This window comes from Streptomyces sp. NPDC107522, assembly GCF_055657525.1.
In genome coordinates, this window is record NZ_JBVKAU010000007.1 from 92,213 (window position 1) to 110,895 (window position 18,683).

General features: G+C 71.7%; 16 protein-coding genes. 11 read left to right on the plus strand and 5 right to left on the minus strand.

From position 1 onward, the window contains the following. Positions 1-190 precede the first annotated feature (190 nt). From ACZ7L6_RS23655 to ACZ7L6_RS23665, 3 genes are read left to right on the plus strand one after another with little or no spacing between them, the layout of a single operon-like run. Positions 191-1,849 (plus strand): SPFH domain-containing protein, encoded by a 1,659-nt coding sequence (locus ACZ7L6_RS23655; RefSeq protein ID WP_471927008.1) that lies wholly within the window; start codon positions 191-193, stop codon positions 1,847-1,849. After that, positions 1,846-3,177: an SPFH domain-containing protein gene (locus tag ACZ7L6_RS23660; protein ID WP_471927010.1), complete on the plus strand. Its 1,332-nt coding sequence runs from the start codon at positions 1,846-1,848 to the stop codon at positions 3,175-3,177. Before ACZ7L6_RS23655 ends, ACZ7L6_RS23660 begins: the two co-directional genes overlap by 4 nt. A gap of 60 nt (positions 3,178-3,237) precedes the next feature. Beyond that, positions 3,238-3,900: a TetR/AcrR family transcriptional regulator gene (locus ACZ7L6_RS23665; RefSeq protein WP_471927012.1), complete on the plus strand. Its 663-nt coding sequence runs from the start codon at positions 3,238-3,240 to the stop codon at positions 3,898-3,900. Here ACZ7L6_RS23665 and ACZ7L6_RS23670 read toward each other — a convergent pair. Continuing rightward, positions 3,885-4,763, minus strand: a complete 879-nt coding sequence (locus ACZ7L6_RS23670; RefSeq protein WP_471927014.1) for a MaoC family dehydratase — start codon at positions 4,761-4,763, stop codon at positions 3,885-3,887. The genes ACZ7L6_RS23665 and ACZ7L6_RS23670 overlap by 16 nt on opposite strands. Continuing rightward, positions 4,763-6,097, minus strand: a complete 1,335-nt coding sequence (locus ACZ7L6_RS23675; RefSeq protein WP_471927016.1) for a 3-oxoacyl-ACP reductase — start codon at positions 6,095-6,097, stop codon at positions 4,763-4,765. The genes ACZ7L6_RS23670 and ACZ7L6_RS23675 overlap by 1 nt, the downstream gene beginning before the upstream one ends. An 84-nt stretch (positions 6,098-6,181) precedes the next feature. On the opposite strand from ACZ7L6_RS23675, the gene ACZ7L6_RS23680 reads away from it, so the two are divergent. From ACZ7L6_RS23680 to ACZ7L6_RS23695, 4 genes are all read left to right on the plus strand, one after another. Beyond that, complete coding sequence (locus ACZ7L6_RS23680) at positions 6,182-7,468, plus strand: acetyl-CoA C-acetyltransferase (protein ID WP_471927018.1); 1,287 nt, start codon at positions 6,182-6,184, stop codon at positions 7,466-7,468. Positions 7,469-7,713: 245 nt separating this feature from the next. Continuing rightward, the gene (locus ACZ7L6_RS23685) at positions 7,714-9,642 is read left to right on the plus strand and encodes an AMP-dependent synthetase/ligase (protein WP_471927020.1); all 1,929 of its coding nucleotides are present in this window, start codon (positions 7,714-7,716) and stop codon (positions 9,640-9,642) included. 113 nt (positions 9,643-9,755) lie between these two features. Further along, complete coding sequence (locus ACZ7L6_RS23690; protein WP_471927022.1) at positions 9,756-10,400, plus strand: RNA polymerase sigma factor; 645 nt, start codon at positions 9,756-9,758, stop codon at positions 10,398-10,400. Beyond that, positions 10,393-11,340 (plus strand): CU044_5270 family protein, encoded by a 948-nt coding sequence (locus tag ACZ7L6_RS23695; RefSeq protein ID WP_471927024.1) that lies wholly within the window; start codon positions 10,393-10,395, stop codon positions 11,338-11,340. The genes ACZ7L6_RS23690 and ACZ7L6_RS23695 overlap by 8 nt, the downstream gene beginning before the upstream one ends. A gap of 105 nt (positions 11,341-11,445) precedes the next feature. Here the strand turns inward: ACZ7L6_RS23695 and ACZ7L6_RS23700 are convergent, their stop codons facing one another. Together ACZ7L6_RS23700 and ACZ7L6_RS23705 are read right to left on the minus strand one after the other, a co-directional pair. Next, positions 11,446-12,021, minus strand: coding sequence for a hypothetical protein (locus ACZ7L6_RS23700; protein WP_471927026.1), 576 nt, complete (start codon positions 12,019-12,021; stop codon positions 11,446-11,448). 146 nt (positions 12,022-12,167) lie between these two features. Further along, on the minus strand, positions 12,168-12,704 hold the full coding sequence (locus tag ACZ7L6_RS23705; RefSeq protein ID WP_471927028.1) for a hypothetical protein: 537 nt from the start codon (positions 12,702-12,704) through the stop codon (positions 12,168-12,170). Between the two features lie 232 nt (positions 12,705-12,936). Between ACZ7L6_RS23705 and ACZ7L6_RS23710 the strand changes: the two genes are divergently transcribed. Together ACZ7L6_RS23710 and ACZ7L6_RS23715 are read left to right on the plus strand one after the other, a co-directional pair. After that, entirely contained in the window at positions 12,937-13,470 is a 534-nt protein-coding gene (locus ACZ7L6_RS23710; protein ID WP_471927030.1) for an EF-hand domain-containing protein, read from the plus strand. Between the two features lie 458 nt (positions 13,471-13,928). Beyond that, a complete protein-coding gene (locus ACZ7L6_RS23715; RefSeq protein ID WP_471927032.1) occupies positions 13,929-15,065 on the plus strand; it encodes a sugar ABC transporter substrate-binding protein in 1,137 nt (378 codons plus the stop codon). A gap of 40 nt (positions 15,066-15,105) precedes the next feature. Here ACZ7L6_RS23715 and ACZ7L6_RS23720 read toward each other — a convergent pair whose 3' ends face one another. Further along, positions 15,106-16,029, minus strand: coding sequence for a LysR family transcriptional regulator (locus ACZ7L6_RS23720; RefSeq protein WP_471927034.1), 924 nt, complete (start codon positions 16,027-16,029; stop codon positions 15,106-15,108). Between the two features lie 200 nt (positions 16,030-16,229). Here ACZ7L6_RS23720 and ACZ7L6_RS23725 point away from each other — a divergent pair, with 200 nt between their 5' ends. Both ACZ7L6_RS23725 and kstD read left to right on the plus strand, forming a co-directional pair. After that, complete coding sequence (locus ACZ7L6_RS23725; protein ID WP_471927036.1) at positions 16,230-16,802, plus strand: DUF6817 domain-containing protein; 573 nt, start codon at positions 16,230-16,232, stop codon at positions 16,800-16,802. Positions 16,803-16,839: 37 nt separating this feature from the next. Continuing rightward, positions 16,840-18,606: a 3-oxosteroid 1-dehydrogenase gene (kstD, locus tag ACZ7L6_RS23730; RefSeq protein ID WP_471927038.1), complete on the plus strand. Its 1,767-nt coding sequence runs from the start codon at positions 16,840-16,842 to the stop codon at positions 18,604-18,606. Positions 18,607-18,683: the final 77 nt, after the last annotated feature.

An 18,683-nucleotide genomic window follows, 5' to 3' on the forward strand; every position in this document is an offset into this window, starting at 1 on the left:
CGGCGTCCGCAGGCAGGAGCCGCCGTACGGTCTTTCCGACCCCCGCCAGTGATACCGATGGGTAACTGTGCGGATGCGCCCCTTACCCTTGTCCGGATCATGGTGTGGGATGGCTGGAACCACATCGGGCCGACCGGTGTATCACCAGTAGGACCCGCATCCCACGGGCGTCGGAACACAAGGGGGAACTGTGGCACGAGCGAAAGCGCGCGCCAAGCAGGGCGCACAACGCGTTGCCGAGGCCGTCGCCTCCGGCACCGATCCGCGGACGGCCGCGCAGGAGGAACTGCGGCGGCAGACCGGCGGACGAGGGACACAGGGCGCCGGCGGCGAGGAGTACGACGCGCAGGGCTGGGCCATCGACCCGGCCGACTTCCTGGCCGCCCGCGAGCAGGGCGGCTCCACCGCCACCGTCATGCGGCAGAAGACGGTGCCGCTGGACGAGGCAGGCGAAGCGCTCGGCCGCAGCGAGCAGGTGCGCGAGGGCGGTGAGGTGGCGCACGCCATCTGCCCGATGGTGATGCCCAAGGGCCGCTCGTTCATCTCCATGTTGCCGGTGCTGACGCTGCTCGTGCTGGGCGCGGTGGGTGCGGGAGTCGTGGGCGCCGCCGGTGCCGACGTCCTGACCAACCCGCTGTTCGGCGTGCACTACTGGGTCATGGCGGTGCTCGCCGTCGCCTTCGTGTGGTGGCGGCAGGGCATGGTGATGGTGCCGGAGGGTTGCCAGGCGCTGATCACCCGGTTCGGCAAGCTCGAGAAGATCGTCGGCCCGGGCCGGGTCGTGCTGCTGAGCCCGTGGAAGCGGGTGTCGTACATCGTCAACACCACGCGCGAGTACCCGTTCAACGCGCCGGTGCGCGAGGCCCCGACCAAGGGCGGCGTGAAGGCGTCGATCGACCTGTTCATCCAGTTCCGGATCAGCGACCCCACCGAGTTCGTCTACACGCTGGGCGCGGTGCGCGGCTTCGAGGAGAAGCTGAGCAACGCGGTGAGCGAGACGATCCGCACCCTGGTCTACGAGCAGGAAGCCGCCGGCATCTACGACATGGTCGGCGAGGACACCGGCCGGCTGCTGGAGCAGCTCAACCAGCAGTTCCGCCCGGCCGTCGAGCTGACCAACGCCAACATCACCCACGCCGAGCCCTCCGACCAGCGCTACCGCATGGACCTGGCGGCGCCCGAGATGGTGCGGGTGGCCAAGGAGGCATACACGCACGAGTACGCGCTCCAGCTCCGCAAGGAGCAGGACGAGGGCGACCTCACCCGGGAACTCGCCTCCAGTCTCGAGACGCTGTCCGCGATCCAGGCCGACATCGCCCAGTACCAGGCGCAGATGGACACCGCCGTGGAGCGCGAGACCAACCGCGCCGAGGCGCTCGCCCGGCAGCGCTACGTCCAGGCCGAGTCGGAGGCGAAGGCCAACGCGGCCCTGCTCGAAGCACAGGCGCTGGACATCCGCGCGGTGACCGCGGCCGAGGCGCCGGAGATCCTGGAGTACCGCTACCAGCAGCAGGTGCTGGACACGCTGGAGCAGGTCGCCGACCACCTGCCGCGCCTGGTGCGCATCGGCGGTAGCGCGGACGCCGGGATCGACTTCCTGGAGCTGGCCCGCGAACTGGTCGGCGAGCGCGGCACGGAACTGTTCACCGACGAGGACATGGCCGCCGTACGGTCGCGGCTCGCCGAGGTGTCCGAGCGGATCGCCGCGCGCGAGACGGAGATCGGCGCGCTGCTGGCCGCCGAGCGGCCCACGGTGCCGCAGGTGCCCGAGCAGGCCGAGCGGCCCGATCCGCCCGAGTCGACCGACAGCTCCGACCGCTCCGACGTGTCCGAGGAGGCCGCCCAGTGAGCAGCGCCCGTTCCCACCGCCGTTCGGTCATCTCCGAGTCCGTCGCCCCCTGGAGCGAGATCGCGCGGCTGCTGCGCGGCGGCGAGGCCGACACCCTGATCCCGGTCATCATCCCCCGCCACCGGCGCCGCCTGTGGTGGATGCTGCCGCTGTGGCTCGGCGTCTACGCCCTGCTGACGGGCGTGATGCTGTCCCTGGGCGAGGCGGACTCGACCGCCGGGGACCTCGCCTACGACACCCTCGCCGTCCTCTCCTACATCGGCGGCGTCGTGCTGCTGCTGATCGGCGCGCTGTGGTGGTGGCGCTCCTCGATCGTCGAGATCGAGCAGGGCACCAACGGCGTGCTGACCCGCTACGGCGCCGTCACCCGCACCCTCGACGCCGGCCGCCACTACCTGTGGCACCCGTGGTCGCGGGTCGACTTCGTCGTCGACGTGGCCACCGAAATCCCGTACTCGGCGCCGGTGATGGCCTGCCCGACGCAGGAGAACGTGCCGCTGCGGTCGATCGAGTTCTTCCTGAAGTTCCGCATCACCGACGCCGTGCTGTTCGTCCGCACCATCGGCGCGGGCAACTTCGACCTGGTGCTCTCCAGCGCCGTCCAGGACGCGATCCGGCAGCGCGCCCGCAAGATGCGCACCGAGCGGGCGTACGACCTGCGTGGCTCGGACGTGGCCGACATGCAGGAACTGCTCAACCGCCAGCTGTCCGGCTACGGCGTGCGCATCACCGGCTCCAACATCCCTGACGTGCAGCTGCCGGCGCAGTACCAGCAGCACCTGGCCACCCGGGAGCGGGTCGCCAAGGAGCGCACCGCGTACGAGCAGGAGTGGGGCCTGATCCGCAAGCGCCGGATCGACCAGCTGGGCATGGACATCGAGCGCGCCAAGAAGGTGCGCGACGCCCGGATCGTCGAGGTCAAGGCCGCGCTGAACCGGGCCCGCGAAGAGGTCGCCCAGCTGCTCGAGCAGCAGGAGACCAACGCCCAGCGCGTGCGGTTCGAGATCGAGACGCGGGGCCGCAGCGGTCTGATCGCCGCCGAGAACGAGGCCCGCGCCCAGCGCGCCCTCGCCAAGGCCTACCGCGACAACCGCGCCGTCCTGCAGTACGAACTGGCCCGGCGCCGACTGGAAGTGGGCGCGAAGCTCGCCGGGAAAGCCCCGCAGCCGGTGGTCGTCCGGACCGACGGCACGGGCGCCGACACCTCCGCGCTGTCCACCCTGCTCACCGCGCAGCTGCTGCCCCGGCTGACGGCCCTGCCGACGGTGGACGGCAGGGCGTTGACCGACCGGATCGCGCGGTTCCAGGACGACGGGAACGACGAGTAGAAGACGGCGGATGCAGCGGGCCGGGTGGGATCGCCCCTCCCGGCCCGTACGCTAATCGCCATGGGTGCTGTGAAGACCAAGCGGATGCCGCGTGCCGTCCGTGAGCAGCAGATGCTGGACGCCGCCGTGCAGACCTTCGGTCAGCGGGGATACATGGCCGCGTCGATGGACGAGATCGCCGAACTCGCGGGCGTGTCGAAGCCGTTGGTGTATCTGTACCTCAACTCGAAGGAAGACCTCTTCACCGCCTGCATCCGGCGGGAGGCCGCCGCGCTCACCGAGGCCGTCCGCACCGGCGTGCGGCGGGATCTGCCCGCCGACCGCCAACTCTGGGAAGGGCTGGGCGCGTTCTTCGCGCACACATCCCAGAACCCGGATGGCTGGTCCGTCCTGCATCTGCAGGCCCGCACCCATGGCGAGCCGTTCGCCTCCGAGGTCGCCGCCATGCGCGCGGAGATCGTCGCGTTCGTGACGCAACTGATCCTCGCGGCGGCGCGGGAAGCCCATCGCGACCCCGACCTCCCCGAGCGCGAGGTCGCCGGTCTCGCCGAGGCCCTGGTCGGCGCCGCCGAGTCCCTCGCCGACTGGGCCAACGCCACGCCCGGCGTGACGGCGAGGGAGGCGGCGGCCACCCTGATGAACTTCGCGTGGTCGGGGCTGGCCAACCTCATGGGCGGCCGGCCCTGGACGCCGCCGGAGGCCACGGCTCAGGCGAGCGGATGAACCCGGCCGGCCACGTGCACCCGCTCCGCTGACCCACTCCGCAGCTCGAACCGCCCACCCTCGGCCGCGTACGTCACCGTCCCCGGCAGCAGCACAGGCGCCCTGAACTCGGCCTCCACCAGGGCCGCTTCCGGAGCGCCGTGCGCGGCGAGGCAGCGGGCCACCGTCCACATGCCGTGCGCGATGGCGCGCGGGAAGCCGAACAGGCGGGCGGTGAGGGGGTGCAGGTGGATGGGGTTGCGGTCACCGGAGGCGGCACCGTAGCGGCGGCCGACGTCCCCGGCGATGCGCCATTCGGCGACCTCGGGCAGCGGCTTGCGCACCTCCTGCGGCTCCTGCGACCCCTCCACCTCCGACACCTCCCGCGCGGCCTCGGGGGCGCGCTGCCCCGTGCGGTGCCGGGCCAGATAGGTGCTCCGCGACTCCCATACGACCTCGTCGCCGGCCCGCATCTCGGTGATCACCGCGGCCTCCGTACCGCGCCGGTGCGGCGCCAATCCGTCGATGCGCACGGAGAGTTCGTACAGGCCGGTGGCCGTGAGGGACTGGTGCCGAGTGATCGTGATCGACGTATGGACGAGTCCGAGCAGCGGCAGCGGAAAGTCCCGGCCGCTCATCAGCCGCATCGCCAGCGGGAAGCCGAGCACATGCGGATACGTCACCGGCAGGGCGTCCTCGCCGGTAGGGAACCCGCACACCCTCTCGTACGCCGCGAGCCGGCCGAGGTCGACGCGCAGGTCGGGCAGAACGAGTCGGGTTCGCGGGAACTCCGCGTCGGGGCTGGGGCGTTTGAAGGGTGACAGCAGGGCGCCCCGGGCGAGCAGGGGCGGAAGGGAAGGAGCACTGGTGAGGACGAGGGACATCACGCCCCCAGCAGGCTCTGGCCGCATACGCGTACGACCTGGCCGTTGACGGCCCCGGACGCGGGATCGGCCAGCCAGGCCGTGGTCTCGGCGACGTCGACCGGCAGTCCGCCTTGCGCGAGGGAGTTCATCCGGCGCCCCGCCTCCCGGATGAACAGGGGAATCGCGGCGGTCATCTTCGTCTCGATGAAGCCCGGCGCGACCGCGTTCACCGTCACCCCGTGCTCGGCGAGCGCACGCGGAGCGAGGGAGCGGACCAGGCCGACGACGCCCGCCTTGCTCGCGCCGTAGTTGGTCTGACCGGCGTTCCCCGCCAGCCCCGCGATGGACGCCGTCGCCACGATCCGGCCACCCCGCCGCAGCGTGCCGCTCGCCAGCAGCGCGTCCGTCGTGCGCAGCACGCTCGCGAGGTTGACGTCCAGCACCGAACTCCAGCGCTCGGCGGGCATGTTGACCAGTCGCCGGTCGCGGGTGATCCCGGCGTTGTGGACCAGGACGTCCAGCCCGTCGGGCAGCGCGGCCGCGATGCGCTCGCCCGCGTCGGGGGCGGTGATGTCGAGCGCGAGGGCGGTGCCGGCGAGCCGGTCGGCCACGCGCCGCGCGTCCTGCTCGGCCTGCGGCACGTCCAGGACGACGACCCGGGCGCCGTCCCTGGCCAGCGTCTCGGCGACCGCCTCGCCGATGCCGCGCGCGGCGCCGGTGACGAGGGCGGTGCGGCCGGTGAGGGGGCGGTCCGGGTCGGCGGGCGGGGCGGTCTCGTCGTAGTCGTGGGGGCCGACTTCGATCATCTGACCGCTGACGTACGCCGATTTGGGGGAGAGGAGGAAGCGGAGGGTCGACTCGGCGGCGCGTGCGTCCGTCAGCCGTACGAGATTCACCGTCCGCCCGCGTCCGATCTCCTTGCCGAGCGAGCGTATGAAGCCCTCCAGGGCCTGCTGGACGGCCGCCTGGTGGTGGTCGGCGGCGTCGAGGGGTGCGCCGAGGACGACGATCCGGCCGCTTGCGGCGACCGACCGTACGACGGGGTGGAGCGCGGCGTGCACCTCGGCGAGCGTCTCGACGTCCCGGACGCCCGTGGCGTCCAGCAGTACGGCGGCCGGCTTCTCGGAGGAGGCCGTCAGGCCGAGGCCCAGACCGCCACCGCCACCGCCACCGGTATCGGCATCGGCGAGGGCGAGGTCCGACTTGCCGGCCGTGAGCAGCAGCCGGTCGCCCTCCAGCGCGGGCCGCTGCGGTGACCAGCGTTTCAGCGCGGCGGGCTGCGGCAACCCGAGGCGGCGGGCGAGGAAGCGACCGGGCGCGGTGCCGGTGAAGGTCAGATAGCGATCGGCCATGTCCAACTCCCAGTGCCCTCCGGTGCTGACTCCGGAGTAAGGTTACCCGAGGTAAGCCAAGGTAGACGTGAGGAGTGGGTGGAGATGAGCTCTCTGATGGCGCCGGCGGTACGGCGCGTCGCGATCATCGGCGGCACCCGCGTCCCGTTCGCCCGCTCGGACGGCCCGTACGCCACCGCCTCCAACCAGGACATGCTCACGGCTGTCGTCGACGGCCTCGTGGAGCGGTACGAGCTCGGTGATCCGGGCGCGGTCGGCGAGTTCGTCGCCGGGGCCGTCCTCAAGCACAGCCGGGACTTCAACCTCGCCCGCGAGACCGTGCTCGGCTCGAAGCTGGACGCGCGCACGCCGGCGTACGACATCCAGCAGGCCTGTGGCACGGGCCTGCAGGCCGTCATCGCCGCCGCCAACAAGATCGCGCTCGGGCAGACCGAGTCGGCGATCGCGGGCGGCGCGGACACGGCGAGCGACGCGCCCCTCGGCGTCAACGACGAACTGCGCCAGATCCTGCTCCAGGCCCGGCGGGCCCGGTCGCTCGGCGGGCGGCTCAAGGCGCTGACCCATGTCCGGCCCACTCACCTCGTCCCCGACATCCCCCGCAACGCCGAGCCCCGCACCAGGCTCTCGATGGGCGAGCACGCCGCTGTCACCGCCCGCGCCTGGGGCATCACCCGCGAGTCCCAGGACGAACTGGCGGCGGCGAGTCACCAGCGGCTGGCGGCGGCGTACGAGCGCGGCTTCTTCCAGGACCTGGTCGTGCCCTTCCGCGGCCTGGACCGGGACCAGAACCTGCGTCCCGGCTCGACGCCGGAGAAACTGGCGGCGCTGAAGCCGGTGTTCGGCCTCGACCGGCCCGATCCGACGATGACCGCGGGCAATTCGACGCCGCTGACGGACGGGGCGGCGGTCGTGCTGCTGGCGAGCGAGGAGTGGGCCGAGGCGCGGGGGCTGGAACCCCTGGCGTACCTCACCGCGTACGAGACGGCGGCCGTCGACTTCGTGCACGGCGATGTCGCGGGCGGCGAGGACGGGCTGCTGATGGCACCGGCGTACGCCGTCCCGCGCATGCTGGAGCGGGCCGGACTCGCCCTCCCCGACTTCGACTTCGTCGAGATCCACGAGGCCTTCGCATCCCAGGTGCTGGCCACCCTCGCGGCGTGGGAGAAGCGGGGTCTCGCCCCGGTGGACCGCGCCCGCCTGAACGTGAACGGATCCTCCCTGGCCACCGGTCACCCCTTCGCCGCGACCGGGGCGCGGATCGTGGCGACGCTGGCCAAGTTGCTGGCGGAGAAGGGCGGTTCGGGCCGCGGACTGATCTCCGTCTGTGCGGCTGGTGGGCAAGGGGTGACCGCGGTCCTGGAGCGGGCGTGACGGGGAGGGAGATTCGAAGCTGAGGACCCCTCACATAACCCCCGACGTTGCACATACCCGGCCCCGGACCACCGCCGAACCCGCACAACCCCCACACGCCGGAGCCGTACGATCACCTGCCTAACCAGCGGTAACCCTTTCCGCACGCCTCCGCAGGCCTCCGCAGGTGAACGCCACGGTGCGCGAGGCACGTACGTCATGCAGCAAGCAGTTTCTTCGCTGCACGCCCGCCGCAGGAGCCGCCCGTGTCCACCCCGCTTCCCTCCTTCGCCCCCTCGGCCGCCTTCGACGACTCTCCCGGGCCGACCCTGGTCCAGCCGGAGACGCGGCGGCTGGACGGGGCCGTACGGGAGGCGTACGTACCGCCGTTCGCGCCCCCGGTGACCCACGGGTCGCTCGCGGACCTGCCGTTCGACAACGCGGCCGCGGTTCCCGACGCGGTGGTGCTCAGCCGCAAGGCCGAGGACGGGCGGTGGGCGGACGTGACGGCGACTCAGTTCGCCGACCAGGTACAGGCGGTGGCGAAGGGGCTGATCGCCGAGGGGCTGATGCCGGGGGACCGGATCGCCGTCATGGCGCGTACGCGCTACGAGTGGACGCTCCTCGACTTCGGCGCGTGGGCCGCCGGTCTGGTGACGGTCCCCGTCTATCCCACCTCCTCCGTCTTCCAGACCCGCTGGATCCTCCAGGACTCGGGCGCGGTCGCCCTGGTCACGGAGACCGCCGCCCAGGCGGCCGCCCTCGGCCCCGAGCTGGACCGGGTGCCCGACCTGCGCCACATGTGGGTGATGGAGAAGGGCCACGTGGAGCGGCTGGCGGAGTTCGGCGCCCAGCAGCCGGACGGGGAGGTGGCCGTACGGCGGGGCATGCTGGCGCCGGACACGCTCGCGACGCTCATCTACACCTCGGGCACCACGGGCCGCCCCAAGGGTTGCGCGCTCACGCACGGCAATTTCTTCGCCGAGGTGGACAACGCGATCGAGCTGCTCTACCCGATCTTCAAGGCGAGGACGAGCGAAGAGGCGTCGGTGCTGCTCTTCCTGCCCATGTCGCACGTCTTCGGCCGCATGGTGGCGGTGGCCTGTGTCCGGGCCCGGGTCCGCCTGGGCCACGCGCCGAGCCTGAAGGCCGAGGACCTGCTGCCGGACCTGGCGGCCTTCCGGCCCACCTGCCTCCTGACGATCCCCTACATGCTGGAGAAGGTCTTCAACTCCGCCCGCGCCAAGGCCGAGGCGGGCGGCCGGGCGTCGTCCTTCGACCGCGCGGCATCGGTGGCCGAGCGCTACGGCGAGGCGCTGGAGGCCCGGCAGGCGGGGACGGGCGCCGGCCCGAGCACGGCGCTCAAGACGGCCCGCGCCTTCTACGACCCCCTGGTGTACCGCCGTATCCGCAACGCGATGGGCGGCCGCGTGAGGTACGCGATCTGCGGCGGCTCACCGCTCGGCCGCCGCCTGGCCGCCTTCTACACCGGCGCGGGCATCGAGATCTACGAGGGCTACGGCCTCACCGAGACGACCGGCGCGGCGACCGTGACGCCCCCGCTCAAGCCCCGCCTGGGCACGGTGGGCTGGCCCCTGCCCGGCACCCGGGTCCGGATCGCCGCGGACGGCGAGATCCTCATCTCCGGCGAGCAGGTGCTGCGCGGCTACTGGGACCCGGCGGCGGGCGGCGTGGTCCCCGCGGCGGCCGAGGGCTGGCTGGCGACCGGCGACATAGGCGAACTCGACGACGAGGGCTACCTGACCATCACCGGCCGGAAGAAGGAGATGCTGATCACGGCGGGCGGCAAGAGCGTGGCCCCGGCGCCCCTGGAGAACTGGCTGCGCTCGCACCCGCTGATCTCGCAGTGCATAGTCCTGGGCGACCGCCGCCCCTACGTCTCCGCCCTGATCACCCTGGACATGGACGGCGTCACCCACTGGCGCCGGATGAACGGCAAGCACCCGGTCCCCGCCGAACTCCTCGTCAACGACGACGAGTTGCGGGCGATCCTGCAACGCGCCGTGGACGAGGCCAACAAACTGGTCTCCCGCCCGGAGTCCATCCGCCGCTTCGCGATCCTGCCGACCGACTTCACGGAGATGGACGGCCATCTGACACCGTCCATGAAGCTGCGGCGGGAGGCGGTGCTGCGGGACTTCGCGGCGGAGGTGGAGGCGTTGTACGCCAAGTAGCGTGTGAGGCACGTCACTCTGCGGGGTGGAACTCGGCGGCGGGTGTCGGCGAACAGCGAGAGACCATGACACCCGGTCTTCGAGGGATACGACATGAACCACAGAGGTAGGACGTGACGCTCGCGCCGAGCTCGGGCGCCGCCTTCGACACGGCAACGGAGGCGAACGGCGGCTCCGACGGCTCGGTCATCGAACGCTCCTGGGAGACGCCCGACGCGTTCGCCGTGATCTTCGACCGCCACGCCGACGACATCCACCGCTACATCGCACGACGTCTGGGCTCCGACACCGCCGACGACCTGATGGCGGAGACGTTCGTGATCGCCTTCCAGCGCCGCAGACGCTACGACCTGGCGCACGCGCACGCCCGGCCCTGGCTGTACGGCATCGCCACCAACCTGATCGGCCGCCACCGCAGGGAGGAGGCCCGCCGGCTGCGGGCCCTGTCCCGCATGGCGGCCCTGCCACCGGGCCGGGAGGACGGCGGTCCCGAGGAGATCGTCGAGAGGCTCGACGCCGGGCGGGCCGACGGCACGGTGGCCGGCGCTCTCGCCGAACTGCCCGCCCGGTACCGGGACGTGCTGCTGGTCATCGCCTGGGGAGAGCTCGACTACGAGGAGGCCGCGCGGGCCTTGGGAGTCCCCGTCGGCACGGTGCGCTCCCGCCTGCACAGAGCCCGCACCAGGCTGCGACGGGCCCTCGGCGGACCGGACCGTACCCCCTCTACCGCACCTCAGAAGGAGACCGACCATGGATGAACTGACGATGGTGCGCGAATGGGACACGGGCCGGGGCGGGCCCTCCGACCAGGCCCGCGCCGCCGCCCGAGCCCGCCTCCGGACCGCCATCGACGAGGAGTCCCGCAGCGCCGCGTCCCGCGGCCGTGCACTGAGCCGACGCGTCATGTTCCGTGCCTCGCTCGCCGGCCTGAGCGCGGCGGCGGTGGGCGTCGCCGTCGTCGTGGCCCGCGGCGACGAGGACGACAGCAAGCCGCACCTGAGCACGGTCAGCGCGACGGAGGTGCTGCGCCGGGCCGCCGAGAGGTCCCGCGACCAGGGCAGCGACCTGCCCGTGCCGCGCGATGACCAGTACTTCTACACCAGGACCTACATCACACGGACGCCGGTGAAGGGCGGCAGGACCAGGACGTGGACCGACGACAGCTGGATGTCGGTGGACGGCTCCAAGCCCTCCCTGCGCGAGGAGTACGGCAAGATCCACCACGATCCTCCGCTCGGCAAGCACGAGGTGAGATGGCCGCCCACCGTCTACTCCGAGCTCCAGAAGATCCCGACGGACCCCGACGAACTCCTGAAGTGGTTCAGGCGCATCGGCGCGGACTCGCCCAAGGCCGACATGATTGCGTTCATGGAGGGTTGCATGCTGATGATGGGGCCGCGTGTGATGCCCCCCGGCCTGCAGGCCGCCGCCTTCGAAGCGCTGTCGAAGCTGCCCCGGATCCGCCTGGACTACGACGACGTGGACGTCGTGGGCCGCAGCGCCGTCGGCGTCTCGTACCCCGGGGCGAACTGGACCTTCCTCTTCGATCGCCGGACGTACGACTACCTGGGCCTGCGGACCAAGGGCAGCGTGCCGAAGAAGGTGGGCAAGGACGACTGGGTGCAGGGCGACTGGTACTGGGAGACCAGGACGCTGCAGGACATCCAGGTGGTCGACCGCATCGGACAGCACGCCTGAGCCCTCGTACCGCCCGGAACCCGGAAGCCGGAAGCCGGAAGCCGGAAGCCGGAAGCCGGGAGCCCGGAAGCCCGGAAGCCCGGATCGCCTCCCGCCCCCCCCCGCTCAGCCCGACTGCTTGGCGGTCTTCAGCGCCCTCTCCAACAGCCGGTCGGCCAGGTCCGTGAAGGCCGTGCTCAGGGACTTGTCCGTGGTCCGCTGGGCATAGGACTGGAACACCAGTGCCGCCGTGGCCTGGACGGCGGGGGAGACGCGGTCCGGGACGAAGGCGAGCTGCTGCTGGAGCTGCACGGGCACGGGCCACTTCTTCGGCCAGGGCATCTTGGGCGGCTCGGGGCAGATGTCGTCCCCGACTTCCTTCACCACGTCGGCGGGCTTGCGCCCTGCCAGGCTGGCGGCGATCGTCGCCTCCGCCACCGAGACGGCCATGGTGCGGACGGCCGGCAACAGGCCGTCCGCGGGCGGGAGCGGCTGCGGGTTCAGCCGCGCCCCGTCCGCGGCCGCCGATCGGAAGCCGATGTCGAGGCCGGGGTCGCTGATGGGGTGGGGCGGGACCGGCGGCGGCACGCTGATCGGGTGGGGCGGGACCGGCGGCTCGACGATCTCCCAGAGCCGGGGGTCGAGATGGGCCAGCATCTCCATGACCTCGACGGTCGACGCCGCACGCGAGACGGTTGCCATGGGGCTCCCTTCCTGGAACTGGAACTCGGGTGACAGTGCGAGACCGTAGGTCGGGTGGGTACGGCTGTTCGGGCATTGACCTGATCGAGGGCGCGCCCGTCAGCGGCGCGGGCGTCAGCAGTACAGCCGCGCCCGGCGGCTCCGCCCTACGCCAGGATCTCCAGCCGAACCGCGCTTTCGGTCCCCCGCAGGCCGGAGGTGAGGCAGTCCGTGGGCAGCTGCCGGGGCAGTGAGGTCACGGTCCGGCGTACGACGTGACCAGCGCCGCGTCCCTCCACGACCCGGCCCGACTGCAGGACGACCAGGACGCCCGCGACACGGGCGGTGGTGGCACCGTCGATGACGATCAGCGACCGGCTGCCGTCGGCGTAGCGCACGGTTTCGGTGCCCCGCGCGCCGGCCAGCGAGACGCAGGACGCCGACGGCGCGACGGCGTGGAAGGAGCCGGTGGCCGGGGCGGTGTGCCCGGATGCGGTGGTGCATGTGTAGCGCACGTCCGCGTGGTTGTGGGTCTTACGGGGCTGGAGGATGAGCGGCGGTTCGTAGCGACTGACGGCGTCGCCCGTACACGTGACGGCCTCGTGCCCGCCTGTCCCGGCCTGACTGGCCGGCGCCCCCACCAGTGCCGAGACCCCGAACACCAGGGACCCCAGCGTGACTGCCGTACCGCGCTTGCCGAACACATGCCCTCCCGCACGTCGTGCCGCTACTGGTGCGTCAACTGCCCAGCGCTCCCCGCTGCTTCGGGCGCTTCGAAGTGCGCCACCGGCGCAGGCCCGCCCTGTGCGCCGAAGCGCACGCGTCTGCTCCGGGCGGGTCGCGTGGAACCCGGAACGCGCAGGGTAGGAAGCGGCGGACGATTCCTCGTCGAGCTGGAGCAGGGGCAGAGCAGGACCCGAGCAGGAGGAGACCCGAGTGAGCCGAACCACCCCCACCACGCCCCCCACCACCGCAGCAGCGACGACGGCGCGCGAGCGCGTGTTCGCCATGATGGACGCCGACGGGGACCGGGTCGTCACCCGGCACGACTACCTCTCCCGGATCGACCGGACCGTCCTTGCCACGGGGCGTGCGGAGGACGATCCGCTCGTCGTCGCCGCCCGCGCGGAAGGCCTCAAGGCATGGGGTGAGATGGACGCCGACGGCGACGGGAAGCTGACCTTCGACGAGTACAACGCCTGGGTGGGCGCCGACAAGTTCGACAACATCTGCCGGTTCGCGCTCGGCGCGCTCTTCGACCTCGCCGACGCGGACGGGGACGGCGCCCTGGACAAAGCCGAGTTCACGACACTGCGCACCGCACTGAACAACCCACCCGGCAACGCCGCGGCCGCGTTCGACGCTCTGGACACCGACGGCGACGGCCGGGTCGGCCGCGACGCGTACCTGGCGTCCATCCGCGCCTACATCGTGGGGGACAGCTCTCCCATGGGCGAGGTTCTGTACTAGGCACCGGCGGTCGGCCGACGGGCCGGCGCGGAAAATTCTCCGAGCGGGCCGCCCCCGCTGACCTGTCCCGCTACGGTCCTGCCGATTCACCGCCCGCCCCGACCGACCGCTCTCCGCCCGCTTCGAGAACCAGTACGTGCGGCAAGCCCCGGAAACGCACGTGCTGTCGCCGGAGGAGACGGACGAGGCGTTAGCGCGACGGACGAGAGCGCAGCCGACTTCCTCCGGGATCGCGCCGACAAGGCCACAGTGGCCGCAGCGGAGGCGCTGGCGCCCCTCGCCGGCCAACTCCCCTGACGGTGAGGGCGGGAATCGCCCTCCAGCGTGCGGTTTGAGTAATTGAACAGCAAACGGTTGCCGTCTCGTTACGACAACCGCTTGACGTGACATGCCCCGGCCGCGTTGGCTACCGCCAACCCGGGTAGCAACGCCGCTCCTCCGCTCGGAAGGCCCCGCACGTGAACGCTCGTTCCCCCCACCCCATAGCTGTACGCCGCATCGGCATAGCCCTCGCAGCCTCCGCCTCCGCCCTGTCGCTCGCAGCGTGCGGTGTCATCGACGGCATCGGGGGTGGTGACAGCTCCGCGTCGCCGGAGAAGGGCGACGACATCACGGTGGGGCTGCTGCTGCCCGACAAGGACACGGCTCGCTTCGAGAAGTTCGACTACCCGCTCATCAAGAAACAAGTCGCTTCCCTCACCCACGACAAGGGCAAGGTCCAGTACGCCAACGCCGAGGCCAGTCCGGACAAGCAGAGCCGGCAGTTCCAGCAGATGATCGAGGACCAGGTGGACGTCATCCTGATCGACGCGCTGGACGCCAAGGCCGTCGCCTCGGACGTGCAGAAGGCCAAGGACGCGGGTATTCCGGTCATCGCGTACGACCGCCTCGCCGAGGGGCCGATCGACGCGTACGTCTCCCACGACAACGAGCTCGTCGGCGAGGTGCAGGGCCGCTCCCTCGTAGAGGAACTCGGCTCGAAGGCGGCGTCCAGCAAGGTCGTCATGATGAACGGCGACCCCGCCGATCCGAACACGGCCCGGTTCAAGCAGGGCGCGCTCGACGAACTCGAGGGCGAGGTCGACATCGTCAAGCGGTACGACACCGACAAGTGGTCGCCCGAGGTGGCGAAGAAGAACATGCAGAGAGCGATCGCCTCCGTCGGGCTGAGCAACATCGCCGCCGTGTACTCGGCCAACGACGGTATGGCGGGCGCCGTCATCGATGCGCTGAAGGAGGCCGGCGTCAGCAAGATGCCGCCGGTGACCGGGCAGGACGCGAACCTGGACGCGATCCAGCGGATCGTCGCGGGCGAGCAGTTCATGACGGTGTACAAGCCGTTCGCGCAGGAGGCGACCAACGCCGCGAAGATGGCCGTGTACAAGGTCCAGGGGCGCGACATCGAGTTCGACGCACTGACCCAGGACTCGGTCAGCAGCGCGTCGCAGGACGACATTCCGGCGCAGCTGGTGTCGGTGGTCGCCGTCACCCGGAAGAACATCGAGGACACGGTGATCCAGGACGGTGTCTACACCGTCAAGGACATCTGCACCGCCGAGTACGCGGCGGACTGCGCGGCGATCGGCCTCAAGTAGGCCGGGAGTCGGCCTGCAGTGCCGGGAGCCTGCCTGCCGGTCAGCCCTGTGTGCCCCGCCGGTACCCCTCCACCAGGTCCGCGAACGCCCTGGCCGGCGGGCTGAGCGCATCCCAGCGCCGTACCGCCCAGCCGACGGGGAGGGGCCGCAGGGCGGGCACGGGGATCAGGCGCAGCTCGCCGTCGCCCCAGGCGCTGTCGCCGCCGTCCCCGGCGACGGGCAGTCCCGGCAGCGCGGGCACGAGCGCCCGCCCCACCCCCAGCTCGGCCAGCAGCAGCGCCGTGTCCCAGTCGGCGACGCTCGTGTCAGGCGCGAACCGGACGCCCGACTCCGCGCAGGCCGCGTCCAGATGAGCGGCCGAGGCGGAGTTCGGTGGCAGCCGGATCAGCCGTACGTCCCGCAGGTCGGCGCCGGCATCGACGTACGGCCGCTGCGCCAGCGGATCGTCGGCCCGCACCGCCAGCACCCACGGCAGCTCCACCACCGGCCGCTGCTCGATGCCGCGCACGGGCGGGCCGAGGGTGATCCAGGCCAGGTCGAGCGTGCCGTCGGCCAGCGCGTCGAAGCTGCCCCGGCCCGAACTGACCGTGCGGAACTCCAGGTTGACCCCGGGGTGCCGGCGGCGGTACGCGACGACCGCCTCCGACATGAAGTGCCGTACGGTCGTCGCCCCCGTCGCCACGCGTACGTACCCGCTCTGGCCGTCGACGAGATCCCGCAGCTGCCGTATCGCGAGATCCAGCCCGGATATCCCCTCGGCGGCGGCCGCCTCCAGCACCCGCCCCGCCTGCGTCGGTACGACGCCCCGAGGCTGCCGCTCCAGCAGCGCGACCCCGGTCTCCCGCTCCAGCCGCTTCACGTGCTGACTCACCGCGGACTGGGTGCACCCCAGCTCCCGGGCCACCGAGCTCAGACTCCCGGCCCGGCACACGGCGACGAACACACGCAGATCATCGAGGGTCACAACCCCCAAGCTAACACTGGGGGTTAGGCAGAAATCCCAAGGATTGACTGCACTCCGGGGGCTGTACGACGATCCTCACGGGCCCGGGCGGCAACCCGCTCCACACCCTCGCCGGAGTCCGGACCAGTGCGGGGGAGGGAGCGGGTGCCGACCCAAGACGACCACGAGCGCCACAACCGGATGCGCCGAAAGGACCGCACGTGTCGATTCCCGCTGCTCAGGCCGAGGCCCTGCTGGAGGATCTCGGCGCCGCCGAGATCCCGCACCCCGGAGGCACCCTGCTCGCCCACCTGCGTCGGGTGCGGGCTCGCCTCGCCGCCTGGAACGCCCGCCCGGCGCTTCAGCTCGCCGGTCTGTGCCACGCGTTCTACGGCACCGACGGCTTCCCGACGGCCCTGCTGCCCCTCGATCGCCGCGGCGAGCTGGTGGGGGCGATCGGCGCGGAGGCGGAGTCGATCGTCCACTTCTACGGCGCCTGCGACCGCAAGGCCACGTATCCGACCCTCGCGGATCAGGGCTCCGAGGTGCGCGATCGCTTCACGGGCCGGTGCTGCACACCGGAGATACGTCTGCGCCGCGACTTCGCCGAGATCACCGCCGCCAACGAACTCGACCTCGCCGACCATGATCCGAAGTTCCGTGAGCAATACGGTGCCGACCTGTTCGCCTTGTTCAGTCGCTTCCGGCCGCTGCTGAGCGAGCCGGCCTGGAAGGACTGTCTGACCCTTGACTTCACAGGGCGGTCGCGTCACATTCGCATTTCTGACACATAGTCAGACAGGGTGGACGGCCCAGGGCGGGAGCGGCGACATGAACAGTGACGTGAACCCCTCGCGAAGACACGTACTGGCCGCCGGCGCCGCGGGGACGGCCGCAGCCCTCGTGGGCGCGTCCCAACAGGGCGCGCAGGCCGCCGACTTACCCCTCCTCGGCACCTACGACGTCGTCGTCATCGGCTCCGGAGCCGCCGGCATGACCGCCGCCCTGACCGCTGCCAAGCAGGGCCTGAGCTGTGTGGTGCTGGAGAAGGCGGCCACCTTCGGCGGGTCCGCCGCCCGGTCCGGTGCCGGGATCTGGATTCCCAACAACTCCGTGATCCTCGCGGCCGGCGTGCCGGACACGCCCGCGAAGGCCGCCGCCTACCTCGCCGCCGTGGTCGGCCCGGACGTCCCCGCCGACCGGCAGCGGGCCTTCCTCGCCCACGGCCCGGCGATGCTCTCCTTCGTCATGGCCAACAGCCCGCTGCGGTTCCGCTGGATGGAGGGGTACAGCGACTACTACCCCGAGCTGCCCGGCGGCCTCCCGAACGGCCGCTCCATCGAGCCCGACCAGCTCGACGGCAACCTCCTCGGCGCCGAACTGGCCCGGCTGAACCCGCCGTACATGAATGTCCCCGCCGGGATGGTCGTCTTCAGCGCCGACTACAAGTGGCTGGCCCTGGCCGCGGTGAGCGCCAAGGGGGCCGCCGTGGCGGCGGAGTGTCTCGCGCGCGGTACGGCGGCCGCCCTGCGTGGGGAGAAGCCGCTGACCATGGGGCAGTCGCTGGCGGCGGGGCTGCGGCTGGGCCTGCGGTCCGCCGGGGTGCCGGTGTGGCTCGACACACCGCTCACCGAGCTGTACGTCGAGGGCGGCGCCGTGCGCGGAGCGGTGGTGAGTCGGGGCGGCAGTCCCGCTCTGGTCCGCGCCCGCCGGGGCGTGATCGTCGGCTCCGGCGGCTTCGAGCACAACGCGGCGATGCGCGAGCGCTACCAGCGGGCGCCCATCGGCACGGACTGGACGGTGGGCGCGAAGGAGAACACCGGCGACGGCATCCAGGCCGGGCAGCGGATCGGCGCCGCCCTCGGCCTCATGGACGACGCCTGGTGGGGCCCGGCGATCCCGCTCCCCGGCCAGCCGTACTTCTGCCTCGCCGAACGCACCCTCCCCGGCGGCCTGCTGATCAACGCCGCCGGCACCCGCTTCGTCAACGAGGCCGCCCCCTACAGCGACGTCGTCCACACGATGTACGACGTCAACGACACCAGCCCGGCCATCCCTTCCTGGCTGATCGTCGACCAGAACTACCGGAACCGGTATCTCTTCAAGGACGTCGCCCCGACCCTGCCCCTCCCCGCCGGCTGGTACGACTCGGGCGCCGCGCACAAGGCGTGGACCCTCGACGCGCTCGCCACCTCGATCGGGGTCCCGGCGACGGCCCTGCGGACGACGGTGGACCGCTTCAACTCCCAGGCGCTGAAGGGGAAGGACCCCGACTTCCACCGGGGTGACAGCGCCTACGACCACTACTACACGGACCCGTCGGTCCTCCCCAACTCCTGCCTGGCCCCGCTCTGGCTCCCCCCGTACCACGCCTTCCGGATCGTCCCCGGCGACCTGGGCACCAAGGGCGGTCTCGTCACGGACGCCCGCGCCCGCGTGCTGCGGGAGGACGGCTCGGTGATCCCCGGCCTGTACGCCTCCGGGAACGCCAGTGCGGCCGTGATGGGGCACAGCTATGCGGGTGCCGGTTCGACGATCGGCCCGGCGATGACGTTCGGGTACCTCGCGGCGCGGGACATCGCCGGGCTGTCCGGATGACGTCCTCTGTGACGGACAGGGCGGCGCACTCCGACGGGGTGTCGGTGTACGCCGCCCTGAGGTGGGACGCGTTGCGG

What these genes read in the sequence shown, in the direction of transcription:
- ACZ7L6_RS23665 (WP_471927012.1), top strand. Translation starts at nt 3,238, where the DNA reads ATGGGTGCTGTGAAGACCAAGCGGATGCCGCGTGCCGTCCGTGAGCAG.
- ACZ7L6_RS23670 (WP_471927014.1), bottom strand. Translation starts at nt 4,763, where the DNA reads ATGTCCCTCGTCCTCACCAGTGCTCCTTCCCTTCCGCCCCTGCTCGCC.
- ACZ7L6_RS23675 (WP_471927016.1), bottom strand. Translation starts at nt 6,097, where the DNA reads ATGGCCGATCGCTATCTGACCTTCACCGGCACCGCGCCCGGTCGCTTC.
- ACZ7L6_RS23680 (WP_471927018.1), top strand. Translation starts at nt 6,182, where the DNA reads ATGAGCTCTCTGATGGCGCCGGCGGTACGGCGCGTCGCGATCATCGGC.
- ACZ7L6_RS23695 (WP_471927024.1), top strand. Translation starts at nt 10,393, where the DNA reads ATGGATGAACTGACGATGGTGCGCGAATGGGACACGGGCCGGGGCGGG.
- ACZ7L6_RS23700 (WP_471927026.1), bottom strand. Translation starts at nt 12,021, where the DNA reads ATGGCAACCGTCTCGCGTGCGGCGTCGACCGTCGAGGTCATGGAGATG.
- kstD (WP_471927038.1), top strand. Translation starts at nt 16,840, where the DNA reads ATGAACAGTGACGTGAACCCCTCGCGAAGACACGTACTGGCCGCCGGC.